Raw genomic sequence first — 13057 nt, 5'->3', positions numbered from 1 at the left:
GGCCGTCCAATACGCAGCTATCCGCATTCTTTCCAATCCGCCAAAATCAGCCGTGGCAGTTGATCCCCGGCCTACAAAAGTCAGGCTTCGGCGTTCTGATTCACGACCTTAGTCGCGATCGAGGTCAGAGCGATGTCTGTCGCCTGCTCCTCATCGAGCGTCGTCTGAAGCAATTTCGCCGCGTCCTTCATACCGAGTTCAAGCGCCCAGGTGCGCAGCGTGCCGTAACGCGACATTTCATAATGTTCGACAGCCTGCGCCGCGGCGAGCAAGCCTGCATCGAGTGCCGGGGAGCCTTCGTATTCTTCCATGATCTCAGCACCTTCCTCGGTGATGCCCATCATCGCATCGCATGTCTTTTGCTCCGGCTTCTTGCCGATAATCTTGAAGACTTCTTCAAGGCGCTCGACGTGAATTTTGGTTTCAGCGAGGTGTTTGGTGAAAGCGTCCTTGAGCTGTTTGCTTTTGGCGGCGTCATGCATCTTGGGGAGGGTCTCGACGATCTTGTTCTCGGCGAAATACACGTCCTTCAGTGTGTCGTGAAACAGAACGTCTAGGGTCTTTGCTGCTTTGGCCATGGTCGGGCTCCTGGTACATGGGGTTGCCTCGCCGCTGCGGGGTCGCCGGGCGGCTGAGAGGTGCGATTGGAACGGGCAAATATGATACTGTTCTCGATGATCTGGTGGCGACTATGCCGGACGTTGTGATCGCAATCACAGGTCCGTGATATTTGAACTTGCGGGAGAGTGGGATGTTCCGCACTGAGCGGAACCTCGAACCATTTTTCTCAGGCGTGAACAAGAAAGGCGGATGCCATCACTCATATGCCAGCCAGTTCGTACCGAGATGATCAAACCGGATTGGCGGTAAATTGGGGCAAAAGGTGGCGTGATCCCGAAGCGAGATTGCGAGCCACACGTCCCGATGCCTGGCGAATGGGTTCCGAAACCAACCCCAGGTCGACATCTTCTTCCTGCACCCAAATCCGATTGTGTGAAAAGTCTTTGCGAGCAAGGTGTTGTTCAGCAATGGCGAGATACAGTCCGGCGTGGCTTGTCAGGTTCTCGACTGTCGCATCGAACTGGTGGGTTACCGCCTCCAGAGCTTCACGTGTTACGACGACAACCCAGAAAAGCTCGCCATCGGTCGCGAGAAGATGACCGTTCTCGCCGACGACGATCGGTTGGTGGCTCAATTCCAGGGTCATCTCGCTTCTCCTTTACGTTAGGCGCGGCGGCCGCTATCGGCGTTGGCCTTGATGCTGTTTCTCAGGGCGTCCATGATGTTGATAACATTGCCGGAAGGGGCAGGGGTCGCCACAGCAGGCTTCGCCTTCACGGTCTTTTTCAACGCCTTCTTCTTGAGCGCGATCAACTCCAAAAGTTTGCCCTGCACAGGATCGACGACCATCTTCGGGTCCCATGGTCTGGTCTGCTGCTTGATAAATTGCTGGACGAGAGGCATCATCTCGGGATCGGCGACCTCTTCCCCGACGCTCACGAAATAGAGGTCTTCGTCACGGATTTCGTCTCCGTAGCGTAGAGTCCAAAGCACGATGCCCTTGCCACGGGGCTCGAGCATGACCATCCTCTCCCTGCGAGAGATCACCAGCTTTGAAATTCCAACCATCTTTTGCGCCGCCATGGCGTCCCTAATCACCGAGAAAGCTTCCTGGCCGACCGGGTCTTCCACCGAAAGGTAGTAGGGCGTCTCCAGCCACACCCACTGGATCGTGTCTCGCTGCGCAAAAACCTTGATGTCGATTGTCTTGGTGCTCTCAAGGGCGACGGCGTCGAGTTCGTCTTCCTCGAGCATGACGTATTCGTTCTCGCCGCGCTCGTATCCCTTCACCTCGTCGCCATCGGCTACTTCCTTGCCCGTGACTGCGTCGACATAGTGGCTGACGACCCGGTTCTGGGTTGTCCTCGACAGGGTATGGAACTTAACCTTCTCACTCTCGGTCGTCGCGGGCATCATCTGCACGGGGCAGGTGACCAGGCTGAGCTTGAGATAGCCTTTCCAGTAAGGATGTATCGATGCCATGGCGGTCCCCTATCAGCCGGCGCGACGTTGTGAGGCGGAAGCAGCTTTGGCTTTCGGTGCGGTGGCACGGGTAGCCGTCTTTGGGCGCTTGGTGCCGGCATTGCCGTTCGCGGCGGTCCGCTTCGGCGCGTTCCCGGCGGCTGCCAGCATACCAGCGCTCTCTCGCAGCGCTTGGAGGAGATCGGTCGGCTCAGATACCTTGACCACTTTCGGTTTCGGTAGCGTGCGGCCCTCCATCTTGGCCTTTACGAGTTCGGCGAGCGCGCTCTCGTAGCGATCGTCAGCTTCGCTGACGTCAAACGTTCCCTTTTTGGTGCCGATGATGTGGGAGGCTAACTCCAGCATCTCTCCCTTAATCTCCAGCTCAGGCATGTCCTCGAAGGCTTCCTTTGATGAGCGTACTTCGTAATCGAAGTTCAGCGTGGTCGCGATCAGTCCTTTGCCGTGCGCGCGGATAAGGACTGTGCGCATCCGGCGGAAGAGGACAGTCTGCGCGATTGCGGCGACCTTGGCCTCTTTCATGCCGTCGCGCAGCAGGACGAACGCGTCCGCTCCCATCTTGTCGGGGGCGAGATAGTAAGGCTTGTCGAAATAGACGTCGTCGATCTCCTGGCACGGGATGAACGAGGTAATCTTCAGCGTCTTGTCGCTCTCGTGGACAGCAGCGGCCACTTCCTCGGGCTCAAGCACTATGTACTGGCCGTTATCGATTTCGTAGCCTTTGACCTGGTCGTCGCGCTCTACGGTTTGGCCAGTCTCGCTGTCGATGAACTCGCGCCGAACGCGGTTGCCCGTCTTCCTGTTCAACGTATTGAAGGCGATCCGGTCGGAAGCAGAGGCGGCGGTATAAAGCGCCACCCCGCAAGCGACTTCGCCGAATTTGAGAAAGCCCTTCCAGTTGGCTCTAGGTGCTGCCATGACGCGATACTCCAACTCACAACTTCCGCGAGTCAATCGAATCCGGGATGATTCGTTCCGCGTCAAAACGAATCAATTTCAGCGATTTGCAGCATGTCCAGCGAAGAATTTGACGTCCACAACTTAGACCCATGAATCCAATGCATCTTTTCGGCTCGACGTGCGTTTGCCTCGACTACAACCACAGTGGAGTCCCTCATGCTCAAAGCGCGATTTGATCAAAGCCGAAGCCGACAAGCGAAACGTCTGCTGCGATAAAGGCCGTCGGTTCAAGGAAAGCCCTCGGCGTCGGCCAGTCATTGTGTGCAGACGGGTGGCACAAGGAAAAGCGGGACGCCCAACTCGGAAAGGGAGACTAAGGTGACCATAAAGTCAGCAAGTGAAGATCGCGACTTACAACGTGAACGGCGTCAACGGTCGACCCGACGTTCTCCTCGATGGCTGGAGACGACGTCGCCCGATGTCGTTTGCCTGCAGGACCCCAAGGCGTCGATAGGCTGACGTAGAAGATGAGCGTCTCATTAGCGTCATCCCAGCAGCGGCTCGTCATCCTCCTGCATGGGATGGGTGGAAGCGGTTCCTCCATTATGCCCATTGCGGGCCCGTGGCGACGGACATTGCCGAATACGCGGTTCGCCGCTCCCGACGCTCCCTTTCCTGGGGCACAGGGTGGACATCAGTGGTTTCGAGTGGATGGTCAGGAGTTGCGCCCGGATCATGTCGATTTCGTCCGTGAGGCTTTCGACGAGCTGATCTCGGAAGTGGTAACACGCGAAGGCTTCGAACGCGCGCTTGACCGCGTCGCGTTCGTAAGCGTCTCGCAGGGGTCCCTTATGGCCCTAGACGCGGTGGCCTCCGGCAGGTGGCAGATCGGAGCGCTCGTGTCCTTTGCGGGGTTACTACCACTTCGTCCGGCGGTGATGTCGAATCGTATGCCTATCCTTCTGATCCACGGACAAGACGATTCCAGCATACCAGTCCAGGCCTCGAAGGCGGCCGCCGGGCAGTTGCGGACTGCTGGCTTCGACGTGGAACTTGAAGTTCTGCCAGGGGTTGGCCACACGATAACCCCTGAGGGTGCGGAGATAGCCCTTGCCTTCCTCAGGAAGCAGCTCGCTTAGGACCATCGACCGCGTCCCAGCTCGTCTTATCTCCTGTCTTCATTTTCAAGCGAACAGGTCTGCTGTCTTAGGTGGCAGTCCTCCAAGGCCTCCCACGGCTGTGTACGGCGGCAAGACCATCATGCTTTCCTCGGGGAGGGGCCGCTGGAGCTTCTTCGCCTCCCACCACGGCGCGGTCAGCCAGAGTTCGCACTCTTCTCGCGTCGTCAGCATGACTGGCATTGCCTTCGGATGTATCGGCTTAACGAGCGCATTCGGTCTGGTCGTCAGGAATGCGTAGATGTCATGCTCGCCGTGCCGGGGCGCCTTGATCGGCCCTCTGGCACCCTTCCATCGCGTGTGAATGCCAGCTAACGCAAAGACGGGTTGATCCTCGTTGACGACGAACCAGCGCAGCGGCTTCTTGCCCGTGGTCGGATCGGCAACCTGTTCATATTCTGAGAACGCCGTCGCCGGAACCAGGCAGCGGTTGCCTATGCCCAGCCACTGCTGCCAATGCGGTATCCATGTCTTGCGAATATTGGTCACGCCTCTGTCGGGTTTGTCCTCACGATGGATCTCCGGCGTCGGCATGCCCCATGTGCTCATGGCCAGCTCGCGCTCGCCACTGGCGTCGAGGCGGACGATTGGGCCAGGACGGTCGGGTGTATGTGTAGCGACGGCTCGAGGTTGCCCGCACGGAAGTGGGTAATCGAGATGAGGTCGCGGATGGCCGCCTGGTTGGTGGTAAGGTTGTAGAGGTTACACATCGCGCCATTCTCCCGTTCCCTTCGGAGATAGCTCCGGACGGCCATTGATCAAGCGCGACGCCTCGGCCTCCAGCCGGCGGCTCGACCCCAATTGATGCAGCCGTAAATGCAGAGCTTCTGAGGTCGGCCGGACTATGACCCGGACCGCCGTCTATTCTCTGGAATCCAAAGTGGGTCCTCGGACGGCGAGAAGAGTTGTGCGACCCATGGTCTTTCTAAGAGAGGCGCCGCGAAAGGCAGAGCGAAGGAAACAAATGGCAGCTGTCACGTTGAGCTGAGGTAGTCACAATAAAAATGGTGTCATATTGACCAACGACGAGAAGCCCGCAGGCGACATAAACGTCTCCAGCTTGAGTGCATTGTCGCCGAGCGCTGACCAAAGAGAACTCTACACGATCGCGTTCGAGCGCTCGCGGACACCCATGGTGATGGCCGATGCTGGCCAGGGGCAAAACCCGATATTATTCGCCAATAAGGCTTTCCTCGAGCTCACGGGTTACGCCTTGTCTGAAGTCGTCGGCAGGGACTGCCGTTTTCTCCAGGGTCCAGCGACATCCAAAAGCGCTACCTCTACTATAGGCGCGTCCATCCGGTCGGGCGTCGAGGTTGCAGCGAATCTGTTGAATTACCGAAAAGACGGCAGCGAATTTTGGAACGAGCTTCACATTAGCCCGATCCGCAATGACGAAGGCGAGATCGCATACTTCTTCGCTTCCCAGATGGATGTCACTGAGTTGCGTCGAGTGGCTGGCCTGGAGGCCTCTGAGCGGCGTCTGCTCAGAGAGGTGGATCACCGCGCGAAAAATGTTCTCGCTGTCGTCAATAGCATTGTTCGCCTGAGCAAGGCGACCGACCCAAGTCGTTATGCAAGCGCGGTCCGTGATCGCATTCAAGCGTTGGCGGACGTCCACACCCTGCTCGCCGAGAAGGGATGGGATTCCATTTCACTTGAAGAAATTGTTCGTCAGCAGTTCACGGCATTCGGACCGCATGCGGTCCAGCTTGAGGGACCCGGCATCGGTGTTGAAGCGACTGATGCGCAGCCCCTTGCGCTTGTTCTCCACGAACTGGTGGCAAATGCGACCAGCCACGGCGCGCTAGCCAACGAAGCTGGCAATGTGGAAGTTCACTGGAGAAAGGTTGAGCCAGGTGGTCTTGAAATTGATTGGCGGGAGAGAGGACCCGTCGTTCCTGCCGCCACCAGAGCTGCTGGATTTGGCACAGCCTTAATTGATGCTTTGGTGGAAAAGCAGCTTCGAGGAAGCATCAGCCGCGACTGGAGGACTGAGGGCCTGTCGCTGGTAATCCGTCTGCCCAGTGAGCGACCGCTCGGTACCGCGCCGATTGTGGGGTGAGTGGTCGGGCTGCGATCTTATTTGGAGGGTTTGCGATTGGGCGGATTGAACATCAGCCGCTTATCTCGTAGCACCAAATGGTGTAGAACTCGACACTGCAACGGATGCCTGTCACGACGAAACCCAATTCAGATCCTAAAAAAGACGTTCGTTTTTCTGACGGGCAATCTCCAGCGCTTGTCTGAGATGAGTCAGACGGTTCAGCCTATTCGATGACGAGTGCGAGATCTCGCTCCGACAAGCAGGACAGCATTCGGTCTTGAAATGGAACTGCCTGCGCCAAAGTTCACCAATCTCTCCTTTTTGCGGCGAAAGCCCAAGGAACTCACAGGCGAAGGAGCCCTTGCGTGAGCGTTGGCAAGTATACTATGCCGTTCGATATTGATTTAAATCAAATACATTCGTCCGAATTTTCAAAAAAAGACATTTTAAAGCAGGCATTGTAGTTTAAAGCAGAATTTTAGTCGCATATTTGCGACAGCGGACAAATACAGTTTTATTCAATACTGAGACAATTAACCTTCGCGGGCCACGCTCAAACTCCCAGGCGCACAATGCGCCAAGACAGAGGAGCGACGGACTGTGCGCATACGATCAATCCAGCTTAAAATTGCCCTGCTCGCGGGCGTCTGCGTCGTTGCGGCAAGCGGCGCATTGGTAGGGTATAGCATCATATCGGCCGCCAACAGTAAGGCATTCGTCGGTGAACACGTCGATACACTGACGGAAGACAGCACCAAGAACCATCTCAAGACATTAGCTCTTGCGCAGGCCGCGTTGATCAAGTCGCCGCTCGACATGGCATTCGACTCGGCGCGTAACATGGCCCGGATGTTCGAGATATCGGCGAGCAACGACAATGGAGCAGCGACGCCGGTTGGCAAACGCCGCGCTGAATTCAATGCCATCCTTCTCAACGTGCTGAAGGACAATCCACGCTTCAACGGCACATACAGCGCCTGGGAGCCCAATGCACTTGATGGGCAGGATCAACTCTTTCGCAACAAGCAGGATGTCGGATCGGATGCGACCGGGCGATTCCTGCCTTACTGGACACGGAGCGCCGATGGCAAATTGGCTGTCCAACCCCTTGTCGAATACGACAGCACAGCGCTTCACCCCAACGGCGTCATGAAAGGTGGATGGTATCTTGGCCCGAAAGGCGGCGGTGACGAAAGCGTCCTGGACCCATTGCCCTATGTCGTTCAGGGCAAGAACGTCTATCTGGCGACGATGTCGGTTCCCATGACCATCGACGGCAAGTTCGTCGGTGTTGCCGGAGCCGATTTCGATCTCACCTTCGTCCAGAAGCTTGCGGAAAATGTAAAGGCATCGATCTACGACGGCAAAGCCGCTGTCGACATTGTCAGCTACAAGGGCCTTGTCGTCGCATCCAGTGATCATCCGGATGCAATTGGCCGCCCGTTTGACCAAATAAGCTCAGCGGCCATGTCGCAACTCCCATCGATACAAGCCGGCCGCGATACCGTCGAGGGAAATGCCGAGACGTTTACGGCTCTGTCACCCATCGTCATCGGCCGGACGAAAACGCCATGGTCCATTATTATTCAAGTCCCGAGATCGGTAGCAATGGCGCAGGCCAAGGCCCTCACATCATCGCTGGCAGACCGTAACCATGCCGACACGCTGTTCCAGATTATCGTCGGCTTCATCATTGCAGCCGGCGGCATCGCGGCGATGTGGTTCGTGGCCCGCAGCATCGCGTCTCCCATCAAGCAAATGACGACCGCCATGGGCCGATTGGCGCAGAGCGATGTCTCCATCGAAGTCCCCGGCCTCAACCGGGTCGACGAAATCGGTGCAATGGCTGCCGCCGTCTCTGTCTTCCGAGAAAACGCGATACAAAAAACAGCAATGGAAGAAGAAGCACTGGCCAATCGCTCGATGAGCGAACGGGAGCGCCTGGAACGTGAAGCGGAAAAGGCACGTGAAGCGGCGGAATCGCAGTTCGTCGTCGATTCCTTGGCAGCCGGGCTCCAGCGGCTGGCTGACGGCGACGTCGCCTATCGGATTTCGACACCCTTCGCCGCCCATCTCGACACGTTGCGTCTCGACTTCAATAACTCGCTGACCAAACTGCATGAGGCGCTACAGGCAGTCATGGAGAATGCTCGCGGCATCGACGGTGGTGCGAATGAAATTCGATCCGCCGCAGATGACCTGGCAAAGCGGACCGAGCAACAGGCGGCCTCCGTCGAGGAAACAGCGGCTGCCCTGGAACAGATCACGACGACGATGCGTGATTCCACGAAGAGGGCGGAAGAGGCAGGCGTTCTTGTCTCGCGCACCAGAATTGGTGCGGAGAAGGCCGGGGAAGTCGTGCGCAACGCGGTGCATGCCATGCATCAGATCGAGAAATCCTCCGGCGAGATCAGCAATATCATTAGCGTCATTGATGAAATCGCCTTCCAGACCAATCTGCTCGCGCTGAATGCGGGCGTGGAAGCCGCGCGCGCTGGAGATGCCGGCAAGGGCTTTGCGGTCGTCGCCCAGGAAGTGCGGGAGCTTGCACAGCGCTCTGCCGCTGCCGCCAAGGAGATCAAAGCGCTCATCATCACATCCGGAGAGCAGGTGCGTACCGGTGTCACCCTCGTTGGGGAAACGGGGAAATCCTTGGAAATCATGGTCGGCGAGGTTCAGAAGATCAACAGTCACGTCAGTGCCATCGTGGAATCGGCGCGCGAGCAGTCGGTCGGTATTCAGGAGATCAACACGGCCGTCAACACGATTGACCAGGGCACGCAGCAGAACGCCGCCATGGTCGAGGAGTCCACGGCTGCCAGTCACAGTCTGGCCAGCGAAGCCGACGCTCTGAACAAGCTGATCTCGCAGTTCAATCTTGGTGGTCATGGGCTGATTCATCAACCGGTGCGGCTGGCTTCGAACAACCCACGCCCGGTAGCGTCGCCCGCAAAAGTGCTCGGACGCAAGATTGCCAATGCGTTCGGCGCGTCTGCGGAACAGTCCTGGAAGGAGTTCTGAGATCACTGCCGCTGGGCATCTCGTTTGCTCAGCGGTGTCCGCCCGCACCAAGCAGCAGCCCCGCATTTTCTATAAGGGTGGCGCGCTGTGCTCATCCCAAGGTGAAGGAAATGCTGAAACATATCGGCGAGGATCAGCTGTGAATCGGAATGTCTACGCGTCGTGTTCATCAACACATCAAAAGGGTTGGATGTCTTCCCTGTGGTCGCGGGGCAGTCCGAACCCGGTGTTCCGGGTCGAGCGGTCAAGACATCCTCGGCGTCGAGTGGTCGGAAGATCCAGATCCTGACCGCCGATAAAATTAAAAGGATATTGTCCTGTGGAAGAGCATATGTGACGGTGTCAGCGGTGGGGCCGCCGTTACGGTCGAGACGGTTCTTCCCATCATTGAGGAAGTCACGGAGTCACTGGATATCAATCCTTCCATTCCGATCCGCATGACCCGGATAAAAACGACAAGATAAGGCGACTTTCCTCCATTCCCTGGCCGTGTCGTCTCTTAGGATCCGCCTGCCGGAGGGCCGGCCACTTTCAATGCGTGGGGCGGTAGCGCCCGGACCTCCCTTCGCAATTTGAGGGCTCTGGTAAAGAGTTTTCGAATTTCTTGCAAAGTATTCCAAGACCTTTTCAGGTCCGACTGCTGGTCGAGGATCGTCGACAAGTGGGGTTAAGCAGCAGCCAATATTGAGGTCGGTAACCGAACAGTGAAAGTCGTCCCCTTCGGGCTACTGGCGGTCGCCAACGTACCGCCAAGCTGTTTTACAAAGGCTTCAACGAACCGGGAGCCGAGACCAGAACCTTCAACCTTCGACGCAAGGCCAGATCCATTATCGCTGACGGTGAGCGTGACTTCGCCGTCTCTCCTGTGAAAACCGAGATTAATTTCGCCCCTACCTTTGGGGAAAGCATGCTTTATTGCATTCGTCGCGAGTTCATTTGCAATCAACCCAATGGCGACAGCGTGGTCAGGTAGAATGCTGAGGGGCTCTGCCGCCGATGTTACGGTAATGTCGGATGATTGTCCCAACAGGCTGGATTGGACACTTGCACTTATACCCTCAAGGTAGGAAGGCATCGGCACCGGCCCAAGCCTGCTCGATTGGGCGATTACATCGTAGAGCTGAGCGACCGCTGAAATTCGTGCCTGCATTGCCTGGTAACCTAGAACACAGGGTTCGCCTGCCCGCTTCAGTTCAAAGGCAACGAACGCGGAAATGATCTGAAGACTATTTTTGATCCGGTGCGCCAGCTCGGCTGCCAACATATCTCTGTGACGGTCAAGCAGGACCTCGTCCGTCGCGTCTTCGAACACGACCAGCAACCGTGTCATATGATTGCCTGGACGATATACCTTGCGGGCGTTCACTTTGAAGATACGGCGACCAATTCCGGGAAAATCGTCCTCGAGTAGGAAGCCGTCCATTACTTCTTGGTGAGGAACCACTCGCTCCAATAATTTGCGCAGGGCAAAGGTATCCCACTGTCCCTGACCGAGAGCTTCGAGCTTTCTCCCGACAACTTGGCTTGCGGTGGCATTGAAAAGAGCGAGGAAAGAGCGGCTTGCTGTCACCACGGACATATCGGGCTCGAGGATGACCAATGGGTCCCGGATCGTATCAACGATATTTTGGGCGATGCGCCAGTTTCGCTCTGCCTCGATGTGACTGACCCGCGCCTCTGTCACGTCATCGATTGCCAGCAGCAGAAAATGGGAGCTATCTCCAGAACGAACCAGCTTCTGAGCATTCAGGAGCATCACCTTGCGTCCGATGCCGGTAAATACGTGGTCGACCTCGAACCCTTCGACGGAGTTTTCTGTGGGGAGAACTTCCTCAAGCAGACGCTTCAATGCATCGATATTCCATTGTCCATTTCCCAGATCGTAAAGCTTGCGACCAACCGTGTCCGGTTCGCTCACCTTAAACATCGCATAGAACGCGCGATTGGCTGAAACGACCGTGAGATCGCTGTCGAGGACCAGTAGGCCATCTCGTAGAGTGTCGACAATGTCTTGAGCGGAGATGGCGCTCATCGTGAAGTCCTGCATAATTTCTCTCAGCGTTGAAAAGAAGCAACCATATGATGGCGGATTTTGGATACGCGCAAATGACACCTCAGCTTTTTCTCGCTTGGTGGCGGACGCGGCGCACTCTTGAATACGGCCACGAGCGCCAAGCCTGGCTTAAGTGTGCATCTTCACGCAGTGCCGGACCGCCTTTCCCATTTGGCCGGTTCCGGTAAAGGGTTTTCGAACTTCTTGCGAAGGCTTTCCATGACGTCTTCGACTGGAATGCCTGGTCGAGGATCGTCGATCGCCGCCTGGATGACACGTTTCAGCAGCTCGTTGCGCAGATCGACATGGGGTTCCAGATCACGCGCTTCGCCCAGAAGGACGAAGGTAGCCTCGGAAGGATCCACGAAGGCTCCTCGTTCTATCCGGTCGAGGAGCCACACCGCGAGATCGGGCGGGAGGTAAGCCTCAAATATCAAGCCTCCAGCTGCCGCTTGATCGCGAAGGCGCATTGCTTGCTCTACCGCGTGAGCTTTGTCGGCTGGATCGGGCCATTCGGTTGTTTCGCTCATGATGTCATGCTCTCTGTCATGCTTGAAAATATCTATCCACGTCAGTGCAACGTTGGCTTAATCATTGGCAGCATTTTTACGGTGTCGCTGACCATTTTGTGCAGTCTTCGCCAGTCGGGAAGCTCGTGCTGGTTCACACTTACCGGCATTCCGGTCAACAGCCAACTGGCACAGGTTATCTCGGAAGTCCTATGCTGCCGGTCCAGCCCGTGCATGGCGAGCACGGTTCGCGCGTCTTGAACATTTGATGCCGGCCGAAAGTAGAATACCCGCACGTGCCGCCGAGCGCCCGCAGAGGGATCGAAGAATTGGAAGCTGCCCTTGCAGCTTCCATCCCCAAATCCTTCGTGATGACCTCTGCGGCTCTAAGGCGTCAGCGCGTCTCCTCCTTCAGGGCCGGACCTTCGCCACCGATTTCCAGATAAGGCGGTTGCCCGCGCAGTCCGGCTGTATCTCCGGCTTCCGCTCAGTCTGGGCATGGTTGAAGACCTGATGGCGGCGCGTGGGATCATCGTCTCGAATCAAACAGTGCGCCGGTCCCAGAGGCCCACGTTCAGGGGTTGTAAGACCCGGCTCAGATCACGCCCAAAGACGAAGAGCCCGTTCCATCCTGTCTGCTGCAAAGGTAACGATGTACGCAACGACCATATAGACGACCACGGCGATCAGGAACGCTTCGAGGTAGTAGAAATTCAAAGCGGCCGTCAGCTGGGACTGCGCGAAGATATCGACAACCTCGATAGCGAAGCCGAGGGACAGCGCCTTCATGATGACCATGATCGAATTGGCAAGATCCGGAATTGCTGCAACGATCACCTGCGGAAACATGACCCGCCGAAACACCTGGGTCTTGCTGTAGCCCAAGGAATAAGCGGCATCAGCCTGGCCGGTGTCGAATGAATTCAACGCACCCTTCACGACCTCGGCCTGGAACGCTGCAACGCAAGCAGTCAGTGCGACGACCAGCGTGACCCAGTTCGGCGTAGCATGGCCATTGTAATTCTGACCTACCAAAGACGCCAAAATCCGGGAGGCTGGTGGGAGGCCATAGTATGCAAGGAAGATCACGATCACCATCGGGACGCCTTTAAAGGCAATCTTATAGGCGACGACGATTTCGCGCAGTACCGGGATCCGTCGATATTCGATCATCGCAAACAGCCCGCCGATGATCGTTGAGCACAGGAAAATCACAAGCGCCATGGCAAGTGTTACGGGAACGGCGCCAAGGATGTCGTAGAGATCAGGCAGCAGGACTTCGGAATCGAACATGTGGACCCTCTCT

Annotated in this window: 12 protein-coding genes and 2 pseudogenes; 5 read left to right on the top strand and 9 right to left on the bottom strand. The window is 56.9% G+C overall.

Features of this window, described 5'->3' with window-relative positions; all coding sequences use genetic code 11:
• Nucleotides 1-80 precede the first annotated feature (80 nt).
• The 4 genes from EQW76_RS17215 to EQW76_RS17200 all read right to left on the bottom strand — a co-directional run bounded on the left by EQW76_RS17215 (nucleotide 81) and on the right by EQW76_RS17200 (nucleotide 2961).
• Complete coding sequence (locus EQW76_RS17215; protein ID WP_142831061.1) at nucleotides 81-578, bottom strand: DUF892 family protein; 498 nt, start codon at nucleotides 576-578, stop codon at nucleotides 81-83.
• Nucleotides 579-850: 272 nt separating this feature from the next.
• The gene (locus EQW76_RS17210; protein WP_143122997.1) at nucleotides 851-1207 is read right to left on the bottom strand and encodes a hypothetical protein; all 357 of its coding nucleotides are present in this window, start codon (nucleotides 1205-1207) and stop codon (nucleotides 851-853) included.
• A 17-nt stretch (nucleotides 1208-1224) separates the two neighbouring features.
• Entirely contained in the window at nucleotides 1225-2043 is an 819-nt protein-coding gene (locus tag EQW76_RS17205; RefSeq protein ID WP_142831063.1) for a Ku protein, read from the bottom strand.
• 12 nt (nucleotides 2044-2055) lie between these two features.
• Complete coding sequence (locus EQW76_RS17200) at nucleotides 2056-2961, bottom strand: Ku protein (RefSeq protein ID WP_142831064.1); 906 nt, start codon at nucleotides 2959-2961, stop codon at nucleotides 2056-2058.
• A 379-nt stretch (nucleotides 2962-3340) separates the two neighbouring features.
• On the opposite strand from EQW76_RS17200, the pseudogene EQW76_RS30245 reads away from it, so the two are divergent.
• Together EQW76_RS30245 and EQW76_RS17190 are read left to right on the top strand one after the other, a co-directional pair.
• A pseudogene (locus EQW76_RS30245) lies at nucleotides 3341-3450 on the top strand (endonuclease/exonuclease/phosphatase family protein); the annotation flags it as partial.
• A gap of 20 nt (nucleotides 3451-3470) precedes the next feature.
• Nucleotides 3471-4082, top strand: a complete 612-nt coding sequence (locus EQW76_RS17190; protein WP_142831065.1) for a prolyl oligopeptidase family serine peptidase — start codon at nucleotides 3471-3473, stop codon at nucleotides 4080-4082.
• A gap of 45 nt (nucleotides 4083-4127) precedes the next feature.
• Here EQW76_RS17190 and EQW76_RS17185 read toward each other — a convergent pair whose 3' ends face one another.
• Complete coding sequence (locus EQW76_RS17185) at nucleotides 4128-4670, bottom strand: SOS response-associated peptidase family protein (protein WP_341798992.1); 543 nt, start codon at nucleotides 4668-4670, stop codon at nucleotides 4128-4130.
• Entirely contained in the window at nucleotides 4667-4831 is a 165-nt protein-coding gene (locus EQW76_RS30240) for a hypothetical protein (RefSeq protein ID WP_341798991.1), read from the bottom strand. Before EQW76_RS30240 ends, EQW76_RS17185 begins: the two co-directional genes overlap by 4 nt.
• A gap of 305 nt (nucleotides 4832-5136) precedes the next feature.
• Here EQW76_RS30240 and EQW76_RS17180 point away from each other — a divergent pair, with 305 nt between their 5' ends.
• Together EQW76_RS17180 and EQW76_RS17175 are read left to right on the top strand one after the other, a co-directional pair.
• Nucleotides 5137-6186 carry a PAS domain-containing protein gene (locus tag EQW76_RS17180; protein ID WP_143122996.1) on the top strand — a complete coding sequence of 350 codons (1050 nt, stop codon included), beginning with the start codon at nucleotides 5137-5139 and terminating at the stop codon, nucleotides 6184-6186.
• Nucleotides 6187-6768: 582 nt separating this feature from the next.
• Complete coding sequence (locus tag EQW76_RS17175) at nucleotides 6769-9189, top strand: methyl-accepting chemotaxis protein (protein WP_143122995.1); 2421 nt, start codon at nucleotides 6769-6771, stop codon at nucleotides 9187-9189.
• 667 nt (nucleotides 9190-9856) lie between these two features.
• On the opposite strand, the gene EQW76_RS17170 is transcribed toward EQW76_RS17175, so the two are convergent.
• Both EQW76_RS17170 and EQW76_RS17165 read right to left on the bottom strand, forming a co-directional pair.
• Nucleotides 9857-11221: a PAS domain-containing protein gene (locus EQW76_RS17170; RefSeq protein ID WP_142831068.1), complete on the bottom strand. Its 1365-nt coding sequence runs from the start codon at nucleotides 11219-11221 to the stop codon at nucleotides 9857-9859.
• A gap of 164 nt (nucleotides 11222-11385) precedes the next feature.
• Nucleotides 11386-11772, bottom strand: coding sequence for a hypothetical protein (locus tag EQW76_RS17165; protein ID WP_142831069.1), 387 nt, complete (start codon nucleotides 11770-11772; stop codon nucleotides 11386-11388).
• Between the two features lie 405 nt (nucleotides 11773-12177).
• On the opposite strand from EQW76_RS17165, the pseudogene EQW76_RS29805 reads away from it, so the two are divergent.
• Nucleotides 12178-12303 (top strand): annotated as a pseudogene (locus EQW76_RS29805) (IS6 family transposase); the annotation flags it as partial.
• A gap of 48 nt (nucleotides 12304-12351) precedes the next feature.
• Here the strand turns inward: EQW76_RS29805 and EQW76_RS17155 are convergent.
• Nucleotides 12352-13044 carry an ABC transporter permease subunit gene (locus EQW76_RS17155; protein ID WP_142831070.1) on the bottom strand — a complete coding sequence of 231 codons (693 nt, stop codon included), beginning with the start codon at nucleotides 13042-13044 and terminating at the stop codon, nucleotides 12352-12354.
• Nucleotides 13045-13057: the final 13 nt, after the last annotated feature.

Source organism: Rhizobium sp. rho-13.1 (assembly GCF_007000305.1).
Taxonomy (GTDB): Bacteria; Pseudomonadota; Alphaproteobacteria; order Rhizobiales; family Rhizobiaceae; genus Rhizobium; species Rhizobium rhododendri.
This window is presented reverse-complemented; position numbering and strand designations above follow the sequence as displayed.

Coding starts and splice junctions, on each gene's coding strand:
- EQW76_RS17190 (WP_142831065.1), top strand. CDS start 3,471: ATGAGCGTCTCATTAGCGTCATCCCAGCAGCGGCTCGTCATCCTCCTG.
- EQW76_RS17210 (WP_143122997.1), bottom strand. CDS start 1,207: ATGACCCTGGAATTGAGCCACCAACCGATCGTCGTCGGCGAGAACGGT.
- EQW76_RS30240 (WP_341798991.1), bottom strand. CDS start 4,831: ATGTGTAACCTCTACAACCTTACCACCAACCAGGCGGCCATCCGCGAC.
- EQW76_RS17205 (WP_142831063.1), bottom strand. CDS start 2,043: ATGGCATCGATACATCCTTACTGGAAAGGCTATCTCAAGCTCAGCCTG.
- EQW76_RS17170 (WP_142831068.1), bottom strand. CDS start 11,221: ATGAGCGCCATCTCCGCTCAAGACATTGTCGACACTCTACGAGATGGC.
- EQW76_RS17185 (WP_341798992.1), bottom strand. CDS start 4,670: ATGAGCACATGGGGCATGCCGACGCCGGAGATCCATCGTGAGGACAAA.
- EQW76_RS17215 (WP_142831061.1), bottom strand. CDS start 578: ATGGCCAAAGCAGCAAAGACCCTAGACGTTCTGTTTCACGACACACTG.
- EQW76_RS17165 (WP_142831069.1), bottom strand. CDS start 11,772: ATGAGCGAAACAACCGAATGGCCCGATCCAGCCGACAAAGCTCACGCG.
- EQW76_RS17200 (WP_142831064.1), bottom strand. CDS start 2,961: ATGGCAGCACCTAGAGCCAACTGGAAGGGCTTTCTCAAATTCGGCGAA.
- EQW76_RS17155 (WP_142831070.1), bottom strand. CDS start 13,044: ATGTTCGATTCCGAAGTCCTGCTGCCTGATCTCTACGACATCCTTGGC.